Below are 24,122 nucleotides of genomic sequence, written 5' to 3'. Positions count from 1 at the left end.
CTGAATAAATCATCAAACCAGATTGTAGACAACCCGAGTCGGCATTGCCGGACGGCGATGAGAAGTACCGACTCTCAAATCGGTACTCCTTGTATGCTAAATAGCTGCGCACGTCAAATCCCTGAAACGAGTTAAGTGCAAAAACAACGGTGTTTCATGCATAAATCATTCTGTCGAGACCAATCTGGGCGTAATAAATACCACCAGCTCACGACGTTCGTTTTCTTTCCCATCGTGGCGAAAGAGTTGTCCAAACCAGGGAATATCACCTAACAGCGGAATACTGTCCTTCCCGGTTTTACTCTTGTTTGAAAAAATGCCGCCCAGCGCCAGCGTCTCTCCACTTTTCACCTCGACCTGCGTTTCAATTTCCTGCTTATCGATGGCCAGTACCTCGCCATCCGCTTGTTGCAGCATCTGCCCCGGCATGTTCTGACTGATACGTAGCTTCAGGCGGATCCGCCCCTTCGGTAAAACCGTTGGGGTGACTTCCATCCCTAGCACGGCCTCTTTAAATTCAACCGACGTCGCACCGCTTTCGCCGCTGGAAACCTGATAGGGGATCTCGCTCCCTTGCTTGATGCTGGCAGGCTGTAGGTGAGAAGCCAGCAGTCGCGGACTGGCGATAATATCGAGCTGTTGCTGTTGCTCCAGTGCAGACAGCTCCAGATCCAGCAACCGCCCATTAATACGACCAATATTGAACCCGACGCGGGTGGTCGTATTCGCGACCGAGAGATCGCTGGCTATCGTTGTCACTTGCCCCACCGCACCGGCCTTCTCGGCCTCTGCCAGTGTCCATTTCACCCCCAGTTCACGCAGACTTTTTTCATTAATGGTGACGATATGCGCCGCCAGTTCGACCTGTTCTATCGGGAGATCCATTTGTGCCACCCACTGTTCCACCAGCGCCAGCGTCGGCGAGTTATCCCTGACCAGCAGTCGATTGGTACGCTTATCTACCGTGAGGCTACCTTTGGCACTCAGCAGTTTATCCCCCGCTTTCGCCAGTTCAGTGGCATCGGCGTAATGCAGGGCAATATGCCGATTCTCCAGCGGTAAGTTCGCCTGGCGTCTTGCGACCTCCGCCTCCTGTCGCGCCGCCTCTTCGCTCTGCCAGCTCTCGGAATGCACATGTAAAATCGCCCCTTCCTGACGTAACACCAGTCCAGCGCTTTTCACTACCGTCTGGAGCGCCTGTTTCCACGGGACATCCGTCAGATGCAACGACACCACGCCACTGACATCCGGCGATATCACGAGGTTTTTTCGCTCCTGTTCAGCCAGTGCCTGAAGAACCTGCGTGACGGGCACGTCATCCACCACCAGCGTCACGTTCTGGTTTTTTCCGGCCTGAACCGGCTGCAGGATGGCGATCAACACCACCAGTATCCATTGCTTCATTACCCTCTCCTTGTCGTTGCCACTGCCACTGGGGCGGGTCACACTCTTTACCTGTGCTCACTGTCAGCGTCTGTGCCGTGAGTTGCACGATAGTCCAGCCATTATCCAGAACCTCATGTTGCTCGACACGCCGCCAGTGATGCTGCCCGTCCTGAAGCAGTCCAATATTTCGCTCTCCCCTGCTCACCATCCCCTGGTATTGCCATTGCGCCAGCTCGGCACCATGGCAATGATCTTCAGGCTGGCGGAACGGATCGCGCATGCCGGTCAGCATCAACAATGAAAGAGCCACCAACACCGCGTTCTTACCCTTCATGGAGAGACTCCAGCCTGAGCGTTAACACTCGCTCGTCGTTTTCTGCTTTCAGCGAAAATGCACTCACGGACATGCCTCGCGCCGCCAGGTATCCGAACAATGACACCATCGCCTCCCAAGGCGCCTTCACCGCAAGTTCTCCGCCCTGCGCCGATGGACGCCAGTACAGTAGCTGCATATTCGGCACCTGAAGCGTGAGCGGTGAAAACACCGGCGTTTGCGATGCCGATGAAAGCTGTGCCTCTGCCTGCGCGCCAGAGAGGTGATACAACGTTGAACTGAGCTGGCGGTTGGCCACCCGTTGCTGGCTAAGCGCACCCTCATCACGCATTCCCAGGAAGAACAGAAAAGACAACGCGATCGTACTTAACGCAGCCACCCAACTTACCCAGCAGACAATGCGGGTACGCGGCGAAAAAGCGCACCAGGCGTCAAAGAGGGCGATCATGCGCTTCTCTCCATATCACACGGTACTGGAACTGCCAGTATCCCTGCGCATCCTGCAGGGTGGCGCCGGTATGGTTTATCTCAAACATCGGCGAGTCGCGCAGGGCGGCTTCCAGTGCGCTGAGCGCAGAAAAGGTGAGCGCTTTTCCACTGAGTTCCAGTGAGCTCTGCTGGTAGTCCATACTGGTTAGCCAGGCCTGTGCCGGCACACTCAACGCAAGACTTTCCAGCGCGGGCTGCCAGCGGCGGGTCTGCTCGCGCAATCTGTCTCGTTGAATGACCTGCTGCGCCTGACGCTGGCGCGCCTCAAGCCGGGGTTTCACTGTCGTAAGCGCCGTGGCAAGTTGTTGCTCCGCCTGCAACAACACCCCATTTGCCTGCCCGCTCGTGGCGCGGGCGAGATATCCGATCAGCGTTAGTGCCAGCACGATCGCCGCTGATGCGCCGAATAGCCCACCCCACATACGCAGACAGGCATTACGCCGCTGTTGCCGCCAGGGCAAAAAATTGACGGGAGGATGCATCAACGCATTTCTCCCAGCGCCAGTCCAAGCGCAACGGCGAATGCATGACCTTCCCTGGGTACGGGAGGCTGACGAATTGAAACCGCCCGCCAGGGGTCAAACCCCTCGTCTGCGCAGAGCGCCACCTCTTCGCTTCTGAGGGAGAGCCCGGCTGCCAGGTCGTGAAGATGAGCTATCTCTGCCCGCGATTTGCGCCCCCATGCGTTGCGCGTCGCCCACAGCCACTGCGTGTCATCGCGCCACACCAGGCAGATTTGTTCCGGGGAAAGAAAAGGCAGCAGACGCTGCAATGCGCAGGCATCTGGGGTGATCGCCGTGACGTTTACACCGAGTGTTTTCGCCAGCGTTAACAGAGCCGAAATCTCTTTGTCCTGCGCGGCGGTGACCGTATAGGCCGGGGCGAGCGCATCTTCGCTATAGTCAAAGCGCAGAGCTGCCGACTCCATATCCAGTTCACGCGCCATCGAACCGGTCAACCAGGCCGTTTGTTCACGCTCGCGAAGCGACATTGAAGGGCGGGGAAAGCGCTTTTGCCGCGTCCGACTCGCAGGAAAAGAGAGGTGTATATGGTGGCGTTGCGGCAGCTCGCGACTCCACGGTTGTAACACCGCCACAAGCTGTTCGGCGTCGTGGAAATGTCCGTCGCTGATTGTGTGTTGCGCCAGCGGCAGACGCCACCAGCGCTGTAGATACCAACCTGACGCGCCGCGAACGACGGCAACCGCCAGGGCTTCGTGTGGCTGAATGTGCAGGCCGACTTGCCAGAATCTGAAAGCCATTGCTGATGATCTCCTTATCACCCGTCGCTCTCACGGGTATATCAATGCGTCTGGCTTGCCTTTATACTACCGCGCGGTTGTTTATAAACTGCCCAAATGAAACTAAATGGGAAATCTCCGGTGAAGTTCGTAAAGTATTTATTGATCCTTGCAGTATGTTGCATCCTGCTGGGAGCAGGCTCGATTTATGGCCTCTATCGCTATATTGAGCCACAGTTACCTGACGTCGCGACGCTTAAAGATGTGCGTTTGCAGATCCCGATGCAGGTTTACAGCGCAGATGGCGAGCTCATTGCGCAATATGGTGAAAAACGTCGTATTCCGGTGACGCTCAATCAGATCCCGCCGGAAATGGTCAAAGCCTTTATCGCCACAGAAGACAGTCGTTTCTATGAGCACCACGGCGTTGACCCGGTGGGGATTTTCCGTGCGGCAAGCGTAGCGCTGTTCTCCGGTCACGCCTCGCAAGGGGCGAGTACCATCACGCAGCAGCTCGCAAGAAATTTCTTCCTCAGTCCTGAACGCACGTTGATGCGTAAGATTAAGGAAGTGTTCCTGGCGATCCGCATTGAGCAATTGCTGAGTAAAGATGAGATCCTTGAACTCTATCTGAACAAGATCTACCTCGGTTACCGCGCTTATGGCGTCGGGGCGGCGGCGCAGGTCTATTTCGGTAAATCAGTCGACCAGTTGGATCTGGGTGAGATCGCGGTAATTGCCGGCCTGCCGAAAGCGCCTTCTACCTTTAACCCGCTTTATTCGATGGACCGCGCGACCGCACGTCGTAACGTGGTGCTGTCGCGCATGCTGAGCGAAGGGTACATCACTCAGGCACAGTACGATCAGGCGCGGAATGAGCCGATCGACGCCAACTATCATGCGCCGGAAATCGCCTTCTCCGCCCCGTACCTGTCAGAAATGGTGCGTCAGGAGATGTACAACCGTTATGGCGAAAACGCCTATGAAGACGGTTACCGCATTTACACCACGATCACCCGTAAGGTGCAGCAGGCCGCGCAACAGGCGGTACGTAATAATGTGCTGGACTATGACATGCGCCACGGCTATCGCGGTCCGGCCAACGTGCTGTGGAAAGTGGGTGAAACCGCATGGGACAGTAAGAAAATCACCGATACGCTGAAAGCGCTGCCAACTTACGGGCCGTTGCTGCCAGCGGTGATCACCAGTGCAAACCCGCAGGAAGCGACGGCGACTCTGGCAGACGGCACTTCGGTCTCGCTGCGGATGGAAGGCATTCGTTGGGCGCGTCCTTATCGTTCGGATACTCAGCAAGGCCCGACGCCGCGTAAGGTCACTGACGCGGTGCAGACCGGTCAGCAGATCTGGGTGCGGAAGATGGGCGAAGCCTGGTGGCTGGCGCAGGTTCCGGATGTGAACTCCGCGCTGGTCTCAATCAATCCGAAAAACGGGGCCGTGCTGGCGCTGGTCGGCGGTTTTGACTTTAACCAGAGCAAGTTCAACCGTGCCACTCAGGCGCTGCGTCAGGTCGGTTCTAACATTAAGCCGTTCCTCTACACTGCCGCGATGGACAAAGGTCTGACGCTGGCGAGTATGCTGAACGACGTGCCAATTTCTCGCTGGGATGCTGGTGCCGGTTCCGACTGGCGTCCGAAAAACTCACCACCGCAGTACGCAGGCCCGATTCGTTTACGTCAGGGGCTGGGCGAATCGAAAAACGTGGTAATGGTACGCGCCATGCGGGCCATGGGCGTGGATTACGCGGCGGAATATCTGCAGCGTTTCGGCTTCCCTGCACAAAACATTGTGCGTACCGAATCCCTGGCGCTGGGCTCCGCGTCATTTACCCCGCTACAGGTGGCGCGTGGTTATGCCGTCATGTCGAACGGCGGCTTCCTGGTCGATCCTTATTTCATCAGCAAGATTGAAACGGACCAGAACGGCGTAATTTTCGAAGCGAAGCCGAAAATCGCCTGCCCGGAGTGTGATATTCCGGTGATTTACGGTGATACCCAGAAATCCAACGTTCTGGAAAACAGCAACGTCGAAGATGTCTCCATCTCTGGCGAGCAGCAGAACGCCGCCGTGCCAATGCCCAAACTGGAGCAGGCAAATCAGGCGTTAGTGGCGCAGACCGGGGCGCAAGAGTACGCACCGCACGTGATCAACACGCCGCTGGCTTTCCTGATCAAGAGCGCGCTGAATACCAACATTTTCGGCGAACCCGGCTGGATGGGTACCGGCTGGCGTGCAGGTCGTGATCTGAATCGCCACGATATCGGCGGTAAAACCGGGACCACCAACAGCTCGAAAGACGCCTGGTTCTCCGGCTACGGCCCAGGGGTAGTCACCTCCGTATGGATTGGATTTGACGATCACCGCCGTGACCTGGGGCGCACTACCGCCTCTGGCGCGATCAAAGATCAAATCTCTGGCTACGAAGGCGGTGCGAAAAGTGCGCAACCCGCGTGGGATGCTTACATGAAAGTGGTGCTGGAAGGGGTTCCTGAGGAGCCGCTGACGCCGCCACCAGGCATCATCACGGTCAATATCGATCGCAGCACCGGACAACTGGCAAACGGCGGTAACAGCCGGGCAGAATATTTCATCGAAGGCACGCAGCCGACACAGCAGGCGGTGCATGAGGTGGGAACGACCATCACTGACGGTGGTGAGACACACGAACTGTTCTAAATAAAAAAGGCGCTGCGGCGCCTTTTTTCATTCCTTCAGGGTGCTCGTTTACAGCCGTCCCTGCCCTTTCAGCCATTCGCGTACAAGAAACAACGCGCTCACGTTTCGTGCTTCGGTAAAGTCGGGGTCTTCCAGCAGATCCATCAGATGCGCTAGCGGCCAGCGCACCTGCGGCAACGGTTCGGGTTCATCGCCTTCCAGTGACTCGGGAAAAAGGTCTTCCGCCACCACGATATTCATCTTGCTGGAAAAGTAAGACGGCGCCATGCTGAGTTTTTTTAAAAAAGTCAGATCGTTTGCCCCAAACCCGACCTCTTCTTTCAGTTCCCGGTTCGCCGCTTCAAACACGCTTTCACCCGGGTCGATCAACCCTTTGGAAAAGCCCAGCTCATAGGACTCCGTTCCCACCGCGTATTCACGAATCAGAATCAGGTGATCGTCAACGAGCGGAACAATCATTACCGCTTCACGGGTCGAGGGACGCATCCGTTCATAGACACGACGCACGCCGTTGCTGAATTCGAGGTCCACGCTTTCAACGCTAAATAGCCGCGACTGTGCGACAGTTTCGACGTTCAGAATGGTGGGTTTTTGTAATGATTTGCTCATCGTGAGAATCTATGCCGTGAAATCAGTCGTTATTGTGCGATACGCAACACGGTTTCGGCAATGCGAATTGCCAGTTATTTACATTTATGTAACCTAATAAAAATATAATTCCTATTTCAAATTAAAAGTCAATAGGTTGAAATAGGTCCAGGAATTTGCTGATATTCCGCTTTTGCAGGTTTTGCTATCATCAGCATTCACTGGGATGCGCTGAAAAATGCTCAAGTTCAACTCCATGCTTGCCGATAGCCAACCACGGGATCACGTTCATTGTGACAGGGTGCGACTGACCACACCTGACAGATTAAGTAAGATGGGGAAAGCATGAGCACCATTCTGATTTTTTTAGCGGCGTTGCTGGTCTGCGCATTGCTGGCCTGGTGGCGAGTTAACGTTCGTGCCAGACGGCGTAAGCTGCCGTGGACAAATGCATTCTCAGAGGCGGCAACGCGCAAACTCACGCCTGAAGAACGCAGCGCCGTTGAAAATTATCTTGATAGCCTGAGTCAAATCCAGCAGGTACCCGGTCCGACGGGCGCCAGCGCAGCCCCTGTTTCCCTGACGCTGAATGCTGAAAGCAATAACGTCATCATTCTGACCCACTCAATCACCCGCTACGGCATCACGACGGACGATCCGAATAAGTGGCGCTACTACCTCGATTCCGTCGAAGTCCATCTGCCTCCCTTTTGGGAACAGTACATTAATGATGAAAACAGCGTTGAGCTGATCCACACCGATACGCTGCCGCTGGTGATCTCGCTAAATGGTCATTCCCTGCAAGAGTATATGCAGGAGGCGCGTGGTTACGAGCTGCAACCGACCACATCCACACAGGCGTCGATTCGCGGCGAAGAGAGCGAACAAATTGAGTTGTTGAACATTCGTCAGGAGACGCATGAAGAATACGCGCTCAGTCGCCCGGCCGGTTTTCGCGAAGCGCTGTTAATTGTCGCCGCCTTCCTGCTGTTCTTTTTCTGTCTGGTTACGCCGGACGTCTTTGTGCCGTGGATGGTGGGCGGAGCCGTGCTGTTGCTGGCGGCAGGATTGTGGGGCTTATTCGCGCCGCCATCGAAATCCGCACTACGCGAAATTCACTGCCTGCGGGGAACGCCGCGCCGCTGGGGACTGTTTGGCGAAAATGACCAGGAGCAGATCAACAATATCTCGCTGGGGATTATCGACCTGGTGTATCCAAGCCACTGGCAGCCTTACATTGCGCAAGATCTCGGCCAGCAAACAGATATTGATATTTATCTCGATCGCCACGTCGTGCGTCAGGGACGGTTTTTATCCCTGCATGACGAGGTTAAACACTTCCCGTTGCAGCACTGGGTACGCAGCACGATCATCGCCGGTGGCTCACTGCTGGTGCTGATGATGCTGTTATTCTGGATCCCGCTCGATATGCCGATTAAGTTCACGCTGTCGTGGATGAAAGGTGCACAAACCATCGAAGCGACCAGCGTAAAACAGCTTGAACAGTCCGGCGTGCGCGTCGGCGACACGTTAAATCTTCGCGGGACCGGCATGTGTAATATTCATGCGCAGGGCACCTGGAGCGCACAAACCAGTTCACCGTTTATGCCGTTTGACTGCTCGCAAATCATCTGGAATGACGCCCCTGCGCTGCCGTTGCCGGAATCCGATCTGGTGAACAAAGCCACTGCGCTCTCGCAGGCCGTTAACCGCCAGTTGCACCCCAAACCGGAAGATGACTCTCGCGTCAGCGCGGCCTTGCGCTCCGCCATTCAGAAATCGGGCATGGTGCTGCTGGATGATTTTGGCGATATCGTCCTGAAAACCGCCGAGTTGTGCGCGGCAGAAGACGAGTGCGTACGCCTCAAAAATGCGCTGGTTAACCTGGGGAACAGTAAAGACTGGAGCGCGCTGGTGAAACGGGCCAACGCGGGCAAACTGGATGGTGTTAACGTTCTGCTGCGTCCCGTCAGCGCCGAATCGCTCGACAATCTGGTTACCACCTCCACGGCGCCCTTTATTACCCGCGAGACCGCCCGCGCCGCCCAATCGCTGAACAGCCCCGCTCCTGGCGGATTCCTGATTGTCAGCGATGAAGGCAGCGATCTGGTCGATCAGCCCTGGCCGACCGTATCGCTGTACGATTACCCGGCGCAGGAACAGTGGAGCGCCTTCCAGCGACTGGCACAAATGCTGATGAACACGCCGTTTAGCGCCGAAGGGATTGTCACCAATATCTATACTGACGCCAATGGCACGCAGCATATCGCCCTGCACCGCATCCCCGATCGTTCTGGTTTGTGGCGTTACCTCGGCACCACGCTGCTGATGCTGACGATGTTAGCCTGCACACTCTATAATGGCGTACAGGCATTCCGCCGCTACCAGCGTCATCGCACCCGCATGATGGAGATTCAACAGTACTATGAAAGCTGTCTGAATCCGAAGCTCATCAGCGCTCCGGAAAGCCTCATCTGATAACATGTCTGCGGCGCCGGGTGTGCTACCCTGTGCCGCATCGCGTTTTCTTCTGGAGAGTTCCCATGCATATTGATATTGCCTGGCAGAACGTGGATACCGTTCTGTTAGACATGGACGGCACGCTGCTCGACCTGGCGTTTGATAACTACTTCTGGCAAAAGCTGGTGCCTGAGACCTACGGCGCGCAGAACGGGATCTCGCCACAAGAGGCGCAGGAACGCATCCGCCAGGAATATCATGCCGTGCAGCATACGCTAAACTGGTACTGTCTTGATTACTGGAGCGACCGTCTGGGTCTGGATATCTGCGCGATGACTACCGCAATGGGGCCGCGAGCGGTGTTACGTGACGATACAATCCCCTTTTTAGACGCGCTCAAAGCCTGCGGTAAACGGCGGATTTTGCTGACCAATGCGCATCCGCATAATCTGGCCGTGAAGCTGGAGCATACCGGTCTGGCCTCACACCTTGATTTATTACTTTCTACCCACACATTTGGATATCCCAAAGAGGATCAGCGGTTATGGCGCGCCGTGGCGGAAGAAACGGGAATGAGTGCAGAGAAAACGCTGTTTATCGACGATAGCGAACCTATTCTCGATGCGGCGGCGAAGTTTGGTATTCGTTATTGCCTCGGCGTGACTAACCCCGACTCTGGCGTTGCGGAAAAACAGTATGCGCGCCATCCGTCATTGAATGACTACCGCCGACTGATCCCCTCACTGATGTGAAGGAGACGCCATGAAAGAGAAGCCCTCGGTTGAGGTCAGACTGGATAAATGGCTTTGGGCTGCGCGGCTTTATAAAACCCGCGCACTGGCCCGCGAAATGGTGGACGGCGGGAAAGTTCACTATAACGGACAGCGCAGTAAGCCAAGCAAGATCGTCGAACTGAACGCCACGCTAACGCTGCGTCAGGGCAACGACGAGCGAACGGTGGTGATCAAGGCGATCACCGAGCAGCGTCGTCCGGCCAGCGAAGCCGTCACTCTGTACGAAGAGACAACGGAAAGCATAGAGAAACGCGAAAAAATGGCGCTGGCGCGTAAGCTTAACGCTCTGACCATGCCGCACCCGGACAGGCGACCGGACAAAAAAGAACGCCGTGACCTGTTACGATTTAAACACGGCGACAGTGAATAACTGTCGCCCGCTAGAGAGATGATTATGCCGCAACATGACCAATTACACCGCTATCTGTTTGAAAATTTTGCCGTGCGCGGCGAACTGGTAACCGTATCGGAAACCCTGCAACAGATCCTCGAAAACCATACTTATCCGCAGCCAGTGAAAACCGTTCTCGCTGAGTTACTGGTTGCCACCAGTCTGCTCACGGCGACGCTGAAGTTCGCCGGTGATATCACCGTTCAGCTCCAGGGTGATGGTCCGCTGAGCCTGGCGGTGATCAACGGCAACAACAATCAGCAGATGCGTGGTGTGGCGCGCGTCCAGGGCGAGATCCCGGAAGATGCTGACCTGAAAACGCTGGTCGGTAATGGTTATCTGGTCATTACCATTACCCCGGAAGAAGGCGAGCGTTATCAGGGCGTTGTCGGTCTGGAAGGCGATACGCTGGCGGCATGTCTGGAAGATTACTTCCTGCGTTCTGAGCAATTGCCAACCCGTCTGTTCATTCGTACCGGTGATGTTGACGGGAAAGCCGCTGCCGGCGGAATGCTGTTGCAGGTGATGCCAGCCCAGGATGCGCAAGCGGATGACTTCAACCATCTGGCCACGCTGACCGAAACTATCAAGGCGGAAGAGCTACTGACCCTGCCAGCCAATGAAGTGCTGTGGCGTCTGTATCACGAAGAAGAGGTCACCCTTTACGATCCGCAGGACGTTGAGTTCAAATGCACCTGCTCGCGCGAACGCTGTGCTGGCGCACTGAAAACGCTGCCGGACGAAGAGGTGGATAGCATTCTGGCGGAAGAAGGCGAAATCGATATGCATTGCGACTATTGCGGGAGCCACTACCTGTTCAATGCCATGGATATTGCCGAGATCCGTAATAACGCCTCCCCTGCCGATCCGCAGGTTCACTGATCGATATCCTGAACCGGTCGGATGACGCGATGCGTCTCCGACCGTCCGCACTAAATTCCGCACTTTTTGCTAAAATTTTCTTTCGTGGTGAATCGATATTTTGTATGTAAGTGGTTTGTTAATTTCCCGTATGAATGCGATTACACTCACAACATTCCCGTGAAAAATACTAATCCTTAACCTTTTAGGAACATTTTCCACAACTAAAAAGTCATTCCTGCCATAATAAGCCCCGCTTCGTGACTGGAGTCACAGCGTTTTCAGTCAATCGTGATTTTGTCCAGATAAGTAAATCTATGAGCCTTGTCGCGGTTAACACCCCCAAAAAAACCTTACTATTCCAGGTAATACATATTGGCTAAGGAGCAGTGATATGCGCGTGAAACGATTAACCCCGCAAGATCTCAAGGCTTATGGTATCAGCGACGTTCAGGATATCGTCTACAACCCCAGCTATGAAACCCTTTATCAGGAAGAGCTAGACCCAAGCCTGGAAGGTTATGAGCGTGGTGTGTTGACGAACCTGGGTGCCGTTGCAGTTGATACCGGTATTTTCACCGGACGTTCGCCGAAGGATAAGTACATTGTTCGTGATGACACCACGCGTGTTACGCTGTGGTGGTCCGACAAAGGAAAAGGCAAGAACGACAACAAACCGCTATCCCAGGAAACCTGGCAGCACCTGAAAGGATTAGTCACTAAACAACTTTCCGGTAAACGTCTGTTTATCGTTGATGCTTTCTGTGGCGCAAACGCCGATACTCGTCTCTCTGTCCGCTTCATTACCGAAGTGGCGTGGCAGGCGCATTTCGTGAAGAACATGTTCATCCGCCCAAGCGATGACGAACTGGAAGGCTTTGAGCCTGACTTTATCGTGATGAACGGCGCGAAGTGCACAAACCCACAGTGGAAAGAGCAGGGTCTGAACTCCGAAAACTTTGTCGCCTTCAACCTGACCGAACGTATCCAGCTGATTGGTGGTACCTGGTACGGCGGCGAAATGAAGAAAGGTATGTTCTCGGTGATGAACTATCTGCTGCCGCTGAAAGGCATTGCCTCCATGCACTGTTCCGCCAACGTGGGCGAGAAAGGCGACGTTGCGGTGTTCTTCGGTCTTTCCGGCACCGGGAAAACAACCCTCTCCACCGACCCGAAACGCCGTCTGATCGGCGATGACGAGCACGGCTGGGATGACGATGGCGTGTTCAACTTTGAAGGCGGTTGCTACGCAAAAACGATCAAGCTGTCGAAAGAAGCGGAACCGGAAATCTACAACGCTATCCGCCGTGATGCGCTGTTAGAAAACGTCACCGTGCGCGACGATGGGACTATCGATTTTGACGACGGCTCGAAAACCGAGAATACCCGCGTTTCCTATCCTATCTACCACATCGAAAATATCGTTAAACCGGTTTCCAAAGCCGGCCATGCCACGAAGGTGATCTTCCTGACCGCTGATGCTTTTGGCGTGCTGCCACCGGTTTCTCGCCTGACCGCCAACCAGACGCAGTACCACTTCCTGTCTGGCTTCACGGCTAAACTGGCGGGTACGGAACGCGGTGTCACCGAGCCGACGCCAACCTTCTCCGCCTGCTTCGGCGCGGCATTCCTGTCGCTGCATCCGACGCAGTATGCTGAAGTGCTGGTGAAACGCATGCAGGCCTCAGGTGCGCAGGCATACCTGGTCAACACTGGCTGGAACGGTACGGGCAAACGTATCTCCATCAAAGATACCCGCGCCATTATCGACGCTATCCTGAACGGTTCTCTGGACGATGCAGAAACCTTCAACCTGCCGATGTTTGATCTGGCGATCCCGACCGAACTTCCAGGCGTGGATACCCGTATTCTCGACCCGCGTAATACCTACGGGTCTCCGGAACAGTGGCAGGAAAAAGCCACTGCGCTGGCGAAACTGTTCATCGAGAACTTCGAGAAATACACCGATACGCCAGCAGGCGAAGCATTGGTCAGTGCCGGGCCGAAGCTGTAAGTCAGTCCGGATAAAGTAAAAATAACAAGGGAGGCATTTCGCCTCCCTTTTTTTACGCCTCTTTAGTCGTCCCCTGGACGCGGACCACAGGAACCGGTAGCCAGGCGCGGATAGAGAGCCCGCCCCGCTCGCTGGTGCCGATCTCCAGCAGCCCGTTATGGTTGTCCACGATACGCTGCACAATCGCCAGTCCCAGACCGGTTCCGCTGGTGCTACGCGCACTGTCGCCACGGACAAACGGCTGGAACAGGTGTTTACGCTGCTCAGGTTTAATGCCGGGGCCGTCATCTTCCACCTGGAACCAGGCGCGATGCGGTTCCGTCCCGCTACTGACTTTGATCCATCCGTTGCCATAACGCGCAGCGTTCACCACCATGTTGGCGACTGCACGCTTGATAGACAGCGGGTGCATCTTCACCTGAATGCTACCCGGCTGAAGCGCCGTCTCAATTTCGCGCTCATAGCCACTTTCTGCCGCCACCACTTCGCCCAGCACGGCGTTGAGATCGGCCATCTCCATCGGCATCTCCTGCCCGGTACGCAGGTAGTCGATGAACTGTTCAATGATCGCGTTGCACTCTTCGATATCTTTATTGATGGACTCCGCCAGATAACCATCCTGCTCGCCCATCATCTCTGTCGCCAGACGAATACGCGTCAGCGGGGTGCGGAGATCGTGACTGACCCCCGCCATCAGCAGCGTTCGGTCATCCGCGAGCTGCTTCACCCCGGCTGCCATATGGTTGAAGGCACGGGTCACCGAGCGGACCTCAGAGGCGCCGTACTCACGCAGCGGCGGTGGAATAATGCCTTTCCCTACCTGCAGCGCGGCATGTTCGAGATCCACAAGGGGTCGGTTTTGTATACGTATAAACAGCCACGCCCCCCCTATTGCCAACAACATGATGGCCAGCGTATAGCGAAACAGCGGGGAGAAATCGCCCTGATGAATTTCCGTTAACGGAACGCGCACCCAGATATTGGGGGACAGCCAGGTTTTCAGCCAGACAACCGGCGAGCTTTTGTTGACCTCAACGCGCACTTCCGTCGGCCCGCCCAGCTGCTGCGCCATCTGATGGCTTAAAAATTCATAGTGTTGCGCCCAACGCAGTCCCGCCTCTTCGGCGGCTTCGTTGGAATAAAGAGAAATCCCCAGCTCACGGTAAATTTCCCGGCGAAAAGCGGGAGGCACCACCAGTTGCGTGCCGTCCTCCAGTTGCAGTTTATCGGTCATCAGCATACGCACTTCGTAGGCCAGGACCTTATTAAACTGCTGGAGACTCGGCAGAATCGCAAAGTTCAGCACCACCAGATAGGTCGTCACCAGACTGACAAACAGCAGGGTGACGATGAGCAGCAGCGTGCGGGCAAATGAACTTCGTGGCGAGAAGCGCATTCGCCTCATGCTTTAGAACCGTCCGGTACAAAAACGTAACCCAGGCCCCACACGGTCTGGATATAACGCGGATGAGCGGGATCTTCTTCCACCATGCGGCGCAAACGAGAAATCTGTACGTCGATGGAACGCTCCATTGCGGAATACTCACGACCACGCGCCAGGTTCATCAGTTTGTCACGGGACAGCGGCTCGCGCGGGTGGCTCACCAGCGCTTTCAGTACCGCAAATTCACCACTAGTGAGCGGCATCGGCTCGTCTTCACGGAACATTTCGCGAGTGCCCAGGTTTAATTTGAACTTACCAAAAGCGATGACCGCCTCTTCCTGAGAAGGCGCGCCCGGCAGTTCGTTCGCCTGACGACGCAGCACCGCCCGAATACGCGCCAGCAGTTCGCGTGGGTTAAACGGTTTCGGGATATAGTCATCGGCGCCGATTTCCAGCCCGACAATACGGTCAACTTCTTCCCCTTTCGCCGTGACCATGATGATCGGCATCGGGTTACTCTGGCTGCGCAGACGGCGGCAAATAGACAGGCCATCTTCACCCGGCAGCATCAGATCCAGTACCATAAGGTGGAAAGATTCGCGGGTTAGCAGGCGATCCATTTGCTCGGCGTTAGCGACGCTTCGAACCTGGAAGCCCTGTTCGGTCAGATAACGCTCCAGCAGCGCGCGCAGGCGCATGTCGTCATCGACCACCAGAATTTTATAGTTCTCTTGCATTGTTTGTACTCCCAAAGGTTCGCAACAATTGAAGGTATGTATTCTTAAAAAAGCTTACGTTCGTCACCAGCGAATTCTGGTATGAATTCCAGGCTAAATTGTTACAAAGCATATTTAACAGCAGCTTAAGTATACAATGAAACGCGCAGCACATTATTTATTCTGTTATCAGGGTGACGTAATACGAATTGTGCGCTTCGTCACAGACTTAAAGGTAATCAATAAGATGAAAACGCCTCTGATCACCCGGGAAGGGTACGAAAAACTCAAAAGTGAGCTTAATTACCTCTGGCGTGAAGAACGCCCGGAAGTCACAAAGAAGGTGACCTGGGCGGCGAGTCTGGGTGACCGCAGTGAGAATGCCGACTATCAGTATAATAAAAAGCGCCTGCGTGAGATCGACCGACGCGTCCGTTACCTGACTAAATGCATGGAGAATTTGAAGATCGTCGATTACTCCCCGCAGCAGGAAGGCAAAGTGTTTTTCGGCGCATGGGTAGAAATTGAGAATGACGATGGCGATACCCGTCGCTTTCGGATTGTCGGCTACGATGAAATTTTTGGCCGCAAAGATTATATCTCCATCGACTCGCCGATGGCGCGCGCGCTGCTGAAAAAAGAGGTCGGCGATCTCGCGGTGGTCAACACGCCTGGTGGGGAAGCAAGCTGGTACGTGAATGCGATCGAATACGTAAAATGAGCAGGAACAATCCGAAGCCCCGCGCTATGGCTGGCGTTTTTGCCCATCAATCCGTATAACTGTTCCCTGATTTTTTACTCAGTAGATGAAGCCAATCCATGATGAATGATTCTTTCTGCCGCATTATTGCGGGTGAAATTCAGGCCCGGGCCGACCAGGTCACCGCTGCCGTTCGCCTGCTTGACGAAGGGAACACCGTGCCGTTTATCGCACGTTACCGTAAGGAAATCACCGGCGGCCTGGATGATACGCAACTGCGTAATCTGGAGACCCGACTGGGCTATTTGCGCGAACTGGAAGAGCGCCGTCAGGCCATTCTCAAGTCCATTTCCGAGCAAGGCAAACTGACCGATGATCTGGCGACTGCCATCAACGGCACGTTAAGTAAGACCGAACTCGAAGATCTTTACCTCCCGTATAAACCCAAACGCCGCACCCGTGGACAGATAGCGATTGAAGCCGGTCTGGAACCGCTGGCCGACCTGTTGTGGAACGACCCGTCACACGATCCGGACACCGAAGCGGCAAAATATATCGATGCAGAGAAAGGGGTTGCCGACAGCAAAGCCGCGCTTGATGGCGCACGCTATATCCTGATGGAACGCTTTGCCGAAGACGCCGCGCTGCTGGCGAAGGTACGTGACTATCTGTGGAAAAATGCCCATCTGGTTGCCAGCGTAGTCAGCGGTAAAGAAGAAGAAGGCGCAAAATTCCGCGACTATTTCGATCATCACGAGCCGATCGCCTCCGTGCCTTCTCACCGTGCGCTGGCAATGTTCCGCGGTCGTAATGAAGGCGTGTTGCAGCTTTCGCTGAATGCCGATCCGCAGTTCGATGAGCCGCCGAAAGAGAGCTACTGCGAGCAGATCATTATGGATCACCTCGGCCTGCGTCTGAACAACGCACCGGCAGACAGCTGGCGCAAAGGCGTGGTGAGCTGGACGTGGCGTATCAAGGTGCTTATGCACCTCGAGACCGAGCTGATGGGGACTGTCCGCGAGCGCGCGGAGGACGAAGCAATCAACGTATTCGCCCGCAACCTGCACGACCTGTTGATGGCGGCACCAGCGGGTCTGCGTGCCACTATGGGCCTCGATCCGGGTCTGCGTACCGGGGTAAAAGTCGCCGTGGTGGATGGCACTGGTAAGCTGGTCGCCACCGATACCATCTATCCTCACACCGGTCAGGCGGCGAAAGCCGCCGTGGTAGTGGCTGCGCTGTGTGAAAAGTACAATGTGGAACTGGTGGCGATTGGTAACGGCACCGCCTCGCGTGAAACCGAACGCTTCTTCCTCGATGTACAGAAACAGTTCCCGAAAGTGACGGCGCAGAAAGTGATCGTCAGCGAAGCCGGGGCGTCAGTCTATTCCGCGTCAGAACTGGCAGCCCAGGAGTTCCCGGATCTCGACGTCTCGCTGCGCGGCGCGGTCTCTATTGCGCGCCGTCTGCAGGATCCGCTCGCTGAGCTGGTGAAAATCGATCCGAAATCGATCGGCGTCGGTCAGTATCAGCATGACGTCAGCCAGACACAGTTAGCCCGTAAGCTGGACGCGGTAGTGGAAGACTGTGTGAACGCCGTCGGCGTTGATTTGAATACGGCATCGGTTCCGCTGTTAACCCGTGTAGCCGGTCTGACCCGAATGATGGCGCAGAATATCGTGGCCTGGCGCGACGAGAACGGGCAGTTCCAGAATCGTCAGCAACTGCTGAAAGTCAGCCGACTGGGACCGAAAGCCTTCGAACAGTGCGCAGGCTTCCTGCGTATTAACCACGGTGATAACCCGCTGGATGCTTCCACCGTTCACCCGGAAGCCTATCCGGTCGTGGAACGTATTCTGGCGGCAACTCAACAGGCGCTGAAAGATCTGATGGGCAACAGCAGCGAACTGCGCAATCTGAAAGCCGTCGATTTTACCGACGACAAGTTCGGTGTCCCGACCGTCAGTGACATCATCAAAGAGCTGGAGAAACCGGGTCGCGATCCGCGTCCGGAATTCAAAACCGCGCAGTTTGCCGATGGCGTTGAAACCATGAACGATTTGCAGCCGGGGATGGTTCTCGAGGGTGCCGTCACCAACGTCACCAACTTTGGTGCATTTGTGGATATCGGCGTTCACCAGGATGGACTGGTTCACATCTCATCGCTGTCGAACAAGTTTGTTGACGATCCCCACACCGTGGTGAAAGCGGGCGACATCGTGAAGGTGAAAGTACTGGAAGTTGATCTGCAACGTAAGCGTATTGCCCTGACGATGCGTCTGGACGAACAGCCGGGTGAAACCAATGCCCGTCGCGGCGGCGGCAATGATCGTCCGGCAGCGAAAGCGGCAAAACCACGTACTCGTGAAGCGCAGCCCGCCGGTAACAGCGCGATGATGGATGCGCTGGCGGCAGCAATGGGTAAAAAACGTTAAGTTTAGATCGAGTGCCGGATGGCGGCGGAACCGCCCTGTCCGGCCCTTTACCGCATCCACCTTCTCCATCGCGTTATATTTATCACGCCATTAACAGATGAAACCTTAATTAAACATTAACAACGTTAATTTATTAAGAATTCAAATCATTTCACCTGCTGGTTATTATTTTTGAGCCATATCAAAAATGACGCAGATTATTATTCAAACCTACATTCCGTCACATTTAATCGGTTGAAGATAAAAACCATTCTCATTATCATTGCATTGTTGATTATTTACTCTTTCCTTCGTTGGCTAATCATCTGGTCTCATGCCGCGCCCCTTTGCCCCATGAGGTAAACATCCAGTTAGCGAGAAACAAGTAGGTTCTTATGCAATTTGCTCCAGATACTGCGTGGAAAATCACTGGTTTTTCCCGAGAAATAAGTCCTGCATACCGTCAGAAACTGCTTTCCCTCGGCATGCTCCCGGGTTCCTCATTTAACGTGGTGCGCGTCGCCCCCTTAGGCGATCCTGTCCATATTGAAACGCGTCGCGTTAGCCTGGTATTGCGTAAAAAAGACCTGGCATTATTAGAAGTGGAAGCGGTTTCCTGTTAATACAGTGAGTCTATAACGATGAAAAAATTAACCATTGGCTTAATTGGTAATCCAAATTCCGGCAAGACAACCCTGTTTAACCAACTGACCGGTGCGCGCCAGCGCGTAGGCAACTGGGCTGGGGTCACCGTGGAACGTAAAGAGGGGCAATTCACGACCACGGATCATCAGGTCACGCTGGTCGATCTGCCCGGCACGTATTCGCTCACTACCATCTCTTCGCAAACCTCTCTGGATGAGCAGATTGCCTGCCACTACATTCTGAGCGGCGACGCCGACCTGTTAATTAACGTGGTAGATGCCTCAAATCTTGAGCGTAACCTCTATCTGACGCTGCAACTGCTTGAGCTGGGCATTCCCTGCATTGTTGCACTCAACATGCTCGACATTGCGGAAAAACAGAAAATCCGCATTGATATCGATGCCCTTTCAACCCGCCTTGGCTGCCCGGTCGTCCCGCTGGTTTCTACCCGTGGACGCGGTATCGAAGCGCTGAAGCTGGCGATTGACCGCCACAGCAAGAACGAAAACGTTGAACTGGTGCATTACGCCCAGCCGCTGCTGCGTGAGGCCGATAAACTGGCAAACGCCATGGCTAAAGAAATGCCGGTACAACAGCGCCGCTGGCTCGGCTTGCAAATGCTGGAAGGGGATATCTACAGCCGGGCATACGCCGGTGACGCTGCTGCGCAACTGGATATTTCGCTGGCGCATCTGAGCGACGAGATGGACGACCCGGCACTGCATATCGCCGATGCGCGTTACCAGTGCATTGCGGCGATCTGCGACGTGGTGAGCAACACTTTAACAGCAGAGCCCAGCCGCTTTACAACGGCGGTGGATAAAATCATCCTCAATCGTTTTCTCGGTCTGCCGATCTTCCTGTTTGTGATGTACCTGATGTTCCTGCTTGCCATTAACATTGGCGGCGCGCTGGCCCCTATTTTTGATGCTGGCTCTGTGGCGATTTTTATTCACGGTATCCAGTGGATCGGTTATACCCTTCACTTCCCGGACTGGCTGACCATTTTCCTCGCCCAAGGGCTGGGCGGTGGGATTAACACCGTTCTGCCGCTGGTTCCGCAGATCGGCATGATGTACCTGTTCCTCTCGTTCCTCGAAGACTCCGGTTACATGGCGCGCGCAGCGTTTGTGATGGACCGTCTGATGCAGGCGCTGGGACTGCCGGGCAAATCATTCGTCCCGCTGATTGTCGGCTTTGGCTGCAACGTGCCATCGGTGATGGGGGCCCGCACCCTGGATGCGCCACGTGAGCGTCTGATGACTATCATGATGGCACCGTTCATGTCCTGTGGGGCACGACTGGCGATTTTCGCCGTGTTTGCGGCGGCCTTCTTCGGGCAGAACGGCGCGCTGGCGGTGTTCTCCCTGTATGTGCTGGGCATTGTGATGGCGGTTCTGACCGGCCTGATGCTCAAACACACGATCATGCGTGGCGAAGCGTCTCCGTTTGTTATGGAGCTTCCGGTTTATCACGTCCCGCATATCAAGAGTCTGATCATCCAGACCTGGCAGCGCCTGAAAGGGTTTGTGCTGCGCGCCGGTAAAGTGATCGTCATTGTCAGCATCTTCCTGAGCGCGTTTAACAGCTTTTCACTCAGCGGCAAGATTGTCGATAATATCAACGATTCGGCGCTGGCCTCCGTCAGTCGCGTCATCACTCCCATCTTTAAACCGATTGGTGTTCATGAAGACAACTGGCAGGCAACGGTTGGGCTGTTCACGGGTGCGATGGCGAAAGAAGTGGTGGTCGGTACACTCAACACGCTCTATACCGCAGAAAACATTCAGGATGAGGAATTTAATCCGGCTGAATTTAATCTTGGCGATGAGCTGCTGAGCGCGCTGGATGAAACCTGGCAGAGCCTGAAAGATACTTTCAGCCTGAGCGTACTGGCGAACCCTATTGAAGCCAGCAAAGGCGACGGAGAAATGGCGACTGGCGCAATGGGCGTCATGGATGCGAAATTTGGCAGCGCGGCGGCAGCCTACAGCTACCTGATTTTCGTCCTGCTGTATGTTCCCTGCATCTCGGTAATGGGGGCAATTGCCCGTGAATCGAGCCGCGGCTGGATGGGCTTCTCCATTCTGTGGGGGCTGAACATCGCCTACTCGCTGTCAACCCTGTTCTACCAGGTCGCCAGCTACAGTGAGCATCCGCGCTACAGTCTGGTTTGTATCCTGGCCGTGATCCTGTTTAACGTTGTGGTGCTGGGACTGCTGCGCCGGGCGCGTAGCCGGGTGGATGTCAATCTGCTGGCCACGCGGAAAAAAGCCAGCGATTGCTGCGCCAGTACAACCACCGGCGATTGTCACTAAGGTGTCACGATGGCTTCGCTAATTCAGGTTCGCGATTTATTGGCCTTGCGGGGGCGCATGGAGGCAGCGCAAATCAGCCATACATTGCAAACGCCGCAGCCGATGATCGACGCCATGCTCAGTCAACTGGAAATGATGGGTAAAGCTATGCGGATTCAGGAAGAACCTGACGGCTGTCTCTCCGGAAGCTGCAAAAGTTGCCCGGAAGGCAAAGCCTGCCTGCGTGAATGGTGGGCGCTGCGTTAAGGTATTACGGAGAGTCCGCAAGCAGCACGGCGTTTGTATGGTGCGTCGTTGCCACTGGTGGTTACCGTCGTTCCTGATGACGAGATTATGCTGCATCGCGCGGAACCATTAATCTCCGGCCCGGTAAGTAAGACACTTTCCGGGCATTTTTCTTCGCGTTACAGTCTTTGCTTTAGCGCCACCAGCGTCTGACAGAATTCATCAGGATGCGAAATAAACGGGGCATGCGCTGCCCTGGCAAAGATCAGCGATTCGCTCGCTGGCCATAGTGCATCAAGCAGTGGCACCACCTTGCGGGGAACCAACCCGTCAAGATAGCCGTACAAACGCAGGAACGGTACCGTTAACGATGTCAGTGACTCGCGCAGATCAACCGTTTTCAGGATCTCCAGCCCTCCGTTAAGCACATCTACCGGCGGCATCGGCAGCGCCAGCACGGTCTTTTTCAATGCGCGTGCATCCTGACGCGCCGTTTCCGTTCCCATCGTTTGCAATGCCAGAAAGCGCTCTACCGTCCGCTGGAAGTCTTCACTCAGTTGCTGCTGGAACCCCGCCAGGACTTCCGGCTTAATCCCCGGCCAATTTTCACGTGCGCTGAAACAGGGCGATGACGCCACCGTCACCAGCGCCTGAACGCGCTCGGGATGAGTTAATGCCACCTGGCTCGCCACTAACCCGCCAAGACTCCAGCCGAGCCAGATAGCGCTCTCTGGCGCCAGTTCCAGGACGCGCTCCGCCATTTCCTCAAGCGTCATGGCCCCAAAACCCTGGCTGCGGCCAAAGCCCGGTAAATCGACCAGATGCAGCGTAAAATGCGAGCTCAGTTCCTCGCTAATGCAATGCCACACTTCGGCGTTAAGTCCCCATCCGTGCAGCAGCACAAGATGACAATTTCCCTCTCCACGGGTCTGCCACCAGATGTCATTCATCAGTTACTGTTCTCTTTTCGCCAACAAGGATGAATCTATGCTAACAGTACCGGGATTATGCTGGCTATGCCGAATGCCGCTGGCGCTGAGTCGTTGGGGGATCTGTTCTGTCTGCGAACGCGCTGCGCGTCGGCACGTCTCGCTCTGTCCACGATGTGGACTCCCCTCCGCGCATCCCACAATGGCCTGCGGGCGCTGCCTGCAAAAAGCGCCGCCCTGGCAGCGACTGATTACCGTCAGCGATTATGCCCCGCCGCTCAGCACGCTCATTCATCAACTTAAGTTTTCCCGGCGCAGCGACATCGCCCCCGCGCTGTCGCGCGTTTTGCTGCTGGAGGTATTGCAGGCGCGTCGTCAGACCGGGCTGACCCTGCCGGACAGGCTGATTAGCGTTCCTCTCTGGCAGCGCCGCCACTGGCGCAGGGGGTTTAATCAGAGCGATCTGTTATGCCAGTCGCTGTCTCGCTGGCTGCGCTGTCCCTGGGACAGTCGAAGCGTTACGCGCATTCGCCCTACCGCCACTCAGCACCATCTCAGTGCCAGATTGCGCAAGCGCAACCTGAAAAATGCCTTTCGCCTTGAATTGCCGGTGAAGGGACTCCATATGGTTGTTGTGGATGATGTCATCACGACCGGGAGTACCGTCGCGGAGATCGCACAGCTGCTTTTACGCAACGGCGCGGCGACTGTCCAGGTATGGTGCCTGTGTCGAACCTTGTAGAGCCTCGATGATGGGCGTATTATAACCAACTAAAATAGTCAACTATTAGGCCATTACTATGATCCGTATTTCCGATGCTGCACAAGCGCACTTTGCCAAACTGCTGGCAAATCAGGAAGAAGGGACACAAATCCGTGTATTTGTGATTAATCCCGGTACGCCTAACGCTGAATGTGGCGTTTCTTATTGTCCGCCGGACGCCGTGGAAGCAACCGACACCGCCCTGAAATTTGACCTGCTGACCGCTTATGTTGATGAGCTGAGCGCGCCCTATCTGGAAGACGCTGAGATCGATTTCGTGACCGATCAACTGGGTTCCCAACTGACGCTAAAAGCGCCGAACGCGAAAATGCGTAAAGTGGCTGACGATGCGCCGCTGATGGAACGCGTGGAGTATATGCTCCAGTCGCAAATCAACCCGCAGCTTGCCGGTCACGGTGGTCGTGTCTCTCTGATGGAGATCACCGACGAAGGCTACGCCATTCTGCAGTTTGGTGGCGGCTGTAACGGCTGTTCCATGGTCGATGTGACCCTGAAAGAAGGGATCGAGAAGCAGCTGCTGAACGAGTTCCCGGAACTGAAAGGCGTTCGCGACCTGACCGAACACCAGCGTGGCGAACACTCCTACTACTAAGTTCGCTGCTCGCGTATTGCCCGATGGCGCTAACGCTTATCGGGCATAGCGCCCCTCTTTGCGTCTTTTGCAATATCCTCTTCGATAATTTGACCTGCCTCGCATAATTTAAATTTTGCCTGCCGGGGTGATTCTCAATCACCCTATGTTACCCGTATCATTCA

The 24,122-nt window shown here is 55.2% G+C and carries 22 protein-coding genes; 13 read left to right on the top strand and 9 right to left on the bottom strand.

What is annotated here, in order from left to right; translation table 11 throughout:
• Positions 1-165: 165 nt before the first annotated feature.
• Genes hofQ through HVX64_RS01845 form a run of 5 tightly spaced genes read right to left on the bottom strand, consistent with a single transcriptional unit; the run spans position 166 to position 3,470 of the window.
• A complete protein-coding gene (gene hofQ / locus HVX64_RS01865) occupies positions 166-1,404 on the bottom strand; it encodes a DNA uptake porin HofQ (RefSeq protein WP_044253485.1) in 1,239 nt (412 codons plus the stop codon).
• Positions 1,316-1,720 (bottom strand): HofP DNA utilization family protein, encoded by a 405-nt coding sequence (locus tag HVX64_RS01860; protein ID WP_044253488.1) that lies wholly within the window; start codon positions 1,718-1,720, stop codon positions 1,316-1,318. Before HVX64_RS01860 ends, hofQ begins: the two co-directional genes overlap by 89 nt.
• Positions 1,710-2,168: a hypothetical protein gene (locus tag HVX64_RS01855; protein WP_044253491.1), complete on the bottom strand. Its 459-nt coding sequence runs from the start codon at positions 2,166-2,168 to the stop codon at positions 1,710-1,712. The genes HVX64_RS01860 and HVX64_RS01855 overlap by 11 nt, the downstream gene beginning before the upstream one ends.
• Positions 2,152-2,691 (bottom strand): PilN domain-containing protein, encoded by a 540-nt coding sequence (locus HVX64_RS01850; RefSeq protein ID WP_042998416.1) that lies wholly within the window; start codon positions 2,689-2,691, stop codon positions 2,152-2,154. Before HVX64_RS01850 ends, HVX64_RS01855 begins: the two co-directional genes overlap by 17 nt.
• Positions 2,691-3,470, bottom strand: coding sequence for a DNA utilization protein HofM (locus tag HVX64_RS01845; protein ID WP_044253494.1), 780 nt, complete (start codon positions 3,468-3,470; stop codon positions 2,691-2,693). Before HVX64_RS01845 ends, HVX64_RS01850 begins: the two co-directional genes overlap by 1 nt.
• A gap of 120 nt (positions 3,471-3,590) precedes the next feature.
• Here HVX64_RS01845 and mrcA point away from each other — a divergent pair, with 120 nt between their 5' ends.
• Positions 3,591-6,143 (top strand): peptidoglycan glycosyltransferase/peptidoglycan DD-transpeptidase MrcA, encoded by a 2,553-nt coding sequence (mrcA, locus tag HVX64_RS01840; protein WP_042998418.1) that lies wholly within the window; start codon positions 3,591-3,593, stop codon positions 6,141-6,143.
• 48 nt (positions 6,144-6,191) lie between these two features.
• Here the strand turns inward: mrcA and nudE are convergent, their stop codons facing one another.
• Entirely contained in the window at positions 6,192-6,752 is a 561-nt protein-coding gene (gene nudE, locus HVX64_RS01835) for an ADP compounds hydrolase NudE (RefSeq protein ID WP_044253497.1), read from the bottom strand.
• A gap of 324 nt (positions 6,753-7,076) precedes the next feature.
• Between nudE and igaA the strand changes: the two genes are divergently transcribed.
• From igaA to pckA, 5 genes are all read left to right on the top strand, one after another.
• Positions 7,077-9,209, top strand: coding sequence for an intracellular growth attenuator protein IgaA (gene igaA / locus HVX64_RS01830; RefSeq protein ID WP_181825223.1), 2,133 nt, complete (start codon positions 7,077-7,079; stop codon positions 9,207-9,209).
• Positions 9,210-9,274: 65 nt separating this feature from the next.
• A complete protein-coding gene (yrfG, locus tag HVX64_RS01825; RefSeq protein ID WP_042998421.1) occupies positions 9,275-9,943 on the top strand; it encodes a GMP/IMP nucleotidase in 669 nt (222 codons plus the stop codon).
• 10 nt (positions 9,944-9,953) lie between these two features.
• Positions 9,954-10,355, top strand: a complete 402-nt coding sequence (hslR, locus tag HVX64_RS01820; protein WP_181825222.1) for a ribosome-associated heat shock protein Hsp15 — start codon at positions 9,954-9,956, stop codon at positions 10,353-10,355.
• 24 nt (positions 10,356-10,379) lie between these two features.
• Positions 10,380-11,258: an Hsp33 family molecular chaperone HslO gene (gene hslO / locus HVX64_RS01815; RefSeq protein WP_043001765.1), complete on the top strand. Its 879-nt coding sequence runs from the start codon at positions 10,380-10,382 to the stop codon at positions 11,256-11,258.
• 373 nt (positions 11,259-11,631) lie between these two features.
• Complete coding sequence (gene pckA / locus HVX64_RS01810) at positions 11,632-13,251, top strand: phosphoenolpyruvate carboxykinase (ATP) (protein WP_181825221.1); 1,620 nt, start codon at positions 11,632-11,634, stop codon at positions 13,249-13,251.
• Between the two features lie 52 nt (positions 13,252-13,303).
• On the opposite strand, the gene envZ is transcribed toward pckA, so the two are convergent.
• Positions 13,304-14,656: a two-component system sensor histidine kinase EnvZ gene (gene envZ / locus HVX64_RS01805; protein WP_042998424.1), complete on the bottom strand. Its 1,353-nt coding sequence runs from the start codon at positions 14,654-14,656 to the stop codon at positions 13,304-13,306.
• Entirely contained in the window at positions 14,653-15,372 is a 720-nt protein-coding gene (ompR, locus tag HVX64_RS01800; RefSeq protein WP_001157751.1) for a two-component system response regulator OmpR, read from the bottom strand. Before ompR ends, envZ begins: the two co-directional genes overlap by 4 nt.
• Positions 15,373-15,598: 226 nt before the next feature.
• On the opposite strand from ompR, the gene greB reads away from it, so the two are divergent.
• From greB to feoC, 5 genes are all read left to right on the top strand, one after another.
• Complete coding sequence (greB, locus tag HVX64_RS01795) at positions 15,599-16,072, top strand: transcription elongation factor GreB (protein ID WP_042998425.1); 474 nt, start codon at positions 15,599-15,601, stop codon at positions 16,070-16,072.
• A gap of 98 nt (positions 16,073-16,170) precedes the next feature.
• Positions 16,171-18,486 carry a Tex family protein gene (locus HVX64_RS01790; protein WP_044263807.1) on the top strand — a complete coding sequence of 772 codons (2,316 nt, stop codon included), beginning with the start codon at positions 16,171-16,173 and terminating at the stop codon, positions 18,484-18,486.
• Positions 18,487-18,860: 374 nt separating this feature from the next.
• A complete protein-coding gene (gene feoA, locus HVX64_RS01785; RefSeq protein WP_042998427.1) occupies positions 18,861-19,088 on the top strand; it encodes a ferrous iron transporter A in 228 nt (75 codons plus the stop codon).
• Between the two features lie 18 nt (positions 19,089-19,106).
• Complete coding sequence (feoB, locus tag HVX64_RS01780; protein ID WP_042998428.1) at positions 19,107-21,428, top strand: Fe(2+) transporter permease subunit FeoB; 2,322 nt, start codon at positions 19,107-19,109, stop codon at positions 21,426-21,428.
• Positions 21,429-21,437: 9 nt separating this feature from the next.
• Positions 21,438-21,674 carry a [Fe-S]-dependent transcriptional repressor FeoC gene (gene feoC / locus HVX64_RS01775; protein ID WP_042998429.1) on the top strand — a complete coding sequence of 79 codons (237 nt, stop codon included), beginning with the start codon at positions 21,438-21,440 and terminating at the stop codon, positions 21,672-21,674.
• 158 nt (positions 21,675-21,832) lie between these two features.
• On the opposite strand, the gene bioH is transcribed toward feoC, so the two are convergent.
• Positions 21,833-22,603, bottom strand: a complete 771-nt coding sequence (gene bioH / locus HVX64_RS01770; protein WP_044253513.1) for a pimeloyl-ACP methyl ester esterase BioH — start codon at positions 22,601-22,603, stop codon at positions 21,833-21,835.
• 37 nt (positions 22,604-22,640) lie between these two features.
• Here bioH and gntX point away from each other — a divergent pair, with 37 nt between their 5' ends.
• A complete protein-coding gene (gene gntX / locus HVX64_RS01765) occupies positions 22,641-23,324 on the top strand; it encodes a DNA utilization protein GntX (RefSeq protein ID WP_042998431.1) in 684 nt (227 codons plus the stop codon).
• A 58-nt stretch (positions 23,325-23,382) separates the two neighbouring features.
• On the top strand, positions 23,383-23,958 hold the full coding sequence (nfuA, locus tag HVX64_RS01760; RefSeq protein ID WP_042998432.1) for a Fe-S biogenesis protein NfuA: 576 nt from the start codon (positions 23,383-23,385) through the stop codon (positions 23,956-23,958).
• Positions 23,959-24,122 lie beyond the last annotated feature (164 nt).

It is taken from the genome of Citrobacter sp. RHB20-C16, assembly GCF_013890155.1.
Taxonomy (GTDB): domain Bacteria; phylum Pseudomonadota; class Gammaproteobacteria; order Enterobacterales; family Enterobacteriaceae; genus Citrobacter_A; species Citrobacter_A amalonaticus.
Note: the sequence above shows the minus strand (reverse complement) of the source record. Positions and strands in the feature narration are given on the sequence as shown.

Bases quoted from the DNA above. Each gene is read 5' to 3' on its own strand.
- hofQ (WP_044253485.1), bottom strand. From the start codon at position 1,404: ATGAAGCAATGGATACTGGTGGTGTTGATCGCCATCCTGCAGCCGGTT.
- HVX64_RS01860 (WP_044253488.1), bottom strand. From the start codon at position 1,720: ATGAAGGGTAAGAACGCGGTGTTGGTGGCTCTTTCATTGTTGATGCTG.
- HVX64_RS01855 (WP_044253491.1), bottom strand. From the start codon at position 2,168: ATGATCGCCCTCTTTGACGCCTGGTGCGCTTTTTCGCCGCGTACCCGC.
- HVX64_RS01850 (WP_042998416.1), bottom strand. From the start codon at position 2,691: ATGCATCCTCCCGTCAATTTTTTGCCCTGGCGGCAACAGCGGCGTAAT.
- HVX64_RS01845 (WP_044253494.1), bottom strand. From the start codon at position 3,470: ATGGCTTTCAGATTCTGGCAAGTCGGCCTGCACATTCAGCCACACGAA.
- nudE (WP_044253497.1), bottom strand. From the start codon at position 6,752: ATGAGCAAATCATTACAAAAACCCACCATTCTGAACGTCGAAACTGTC.
- igaA (WP_181825223.1), top strand. From the start codon at position 7,077: ATGAGCACCATTCTGATTTTTTTAGCGGCGTTGCTGGTCTGCGCATTG.
- yrfG (WP_042998421.1), top strand. From the start codon at position 9,275: ATGCATATTGATATTGCCTGGCAGAACGTGGATACCGTTCTGTTAGAC.
- hslR (WP_181825222.1), top strand. From the start codon at position 9,954: ATGAAAGAGAAGCCCTCGGTTGAGGTCAGACTGGATAAATGGCTTTGG.
- hslO (WP_043001765.1), top strand. From the start codon at position 10,380: ATGCCGCAACATGACCAATTACACCGCTATCTGTTTGAAAATTTTGCC.
- pckA (WP_181825221.1), top strand. From the start codon at position 11,632: ATGCGCGTGAAACGATTAACCCCGCAAGATCTCAAGGCTTATGGTATC.
- envZ (WP_042998424.1), bottom strand. From the start codon at position 14,656: ATGAGGCGAATGCGCTTCTCGCCACGAAGTTCATTTGCCCGCACGCTG.
- ompR (WP_001157751.1), bottom strand. From the start codon at position 15,372: ATGCAAGAGAACTATAAAATTCTGGTGGTCGATGACGACATGCGCCTG.
- greB (WP_042998425.1), top strand. From the start codon at position 15,599: ATGAAAACGCCTCTGATCACCCGGGAAGGGTACGAAAAACTCAAAAGT.
- HVX64_RS01790 (WP_044263807.1), top strand. From the start codon at position 16,171: ATGATGAATGATTCTTTCTGCCGCATTATTGCGGGTGAAATTCAGGCC.
- feoA (WP_042998427.1), top strand. From the start codon at position 18,861: ATGCAATTTGCTCCAGATACTGCGTGGAAAATCACTGGTTTTTCCCGA.
- feoB (WP_042998428.1), top strand. From the start codon at position 19,107: ATGAAAAAATTAACCATTGGCTTAATTGGTAATCCAAATTCCGGCAAG.
- feoC (WP_042998429.1), top strand. From the start codon at position 21,438: ATGGCTTCGCTAATTCAGGTTCGCGATTTATTGGCCTTGCGGGGGCGC.
- bioH (WP_044253513.1), bottom strand. From the start codon at position 22,603: ATGAATGACATCTGGTGGCAGACCCGTGGAGAGGGAAATTGTCATCTT.
- gntX (WP_042998431.1), top strand. From the start codon at position 22,641: ATGCTAACAGTACCGGGATTATGCTGGCTATGCCGAATGCCGCTGGCG.
- nfuA (WP_042998432.1), top strand. From the start codon at position 23,383: ATGATCCGTATTTCCGATGCTGCACAAGCGCACTTTGCCAAACTGCTG.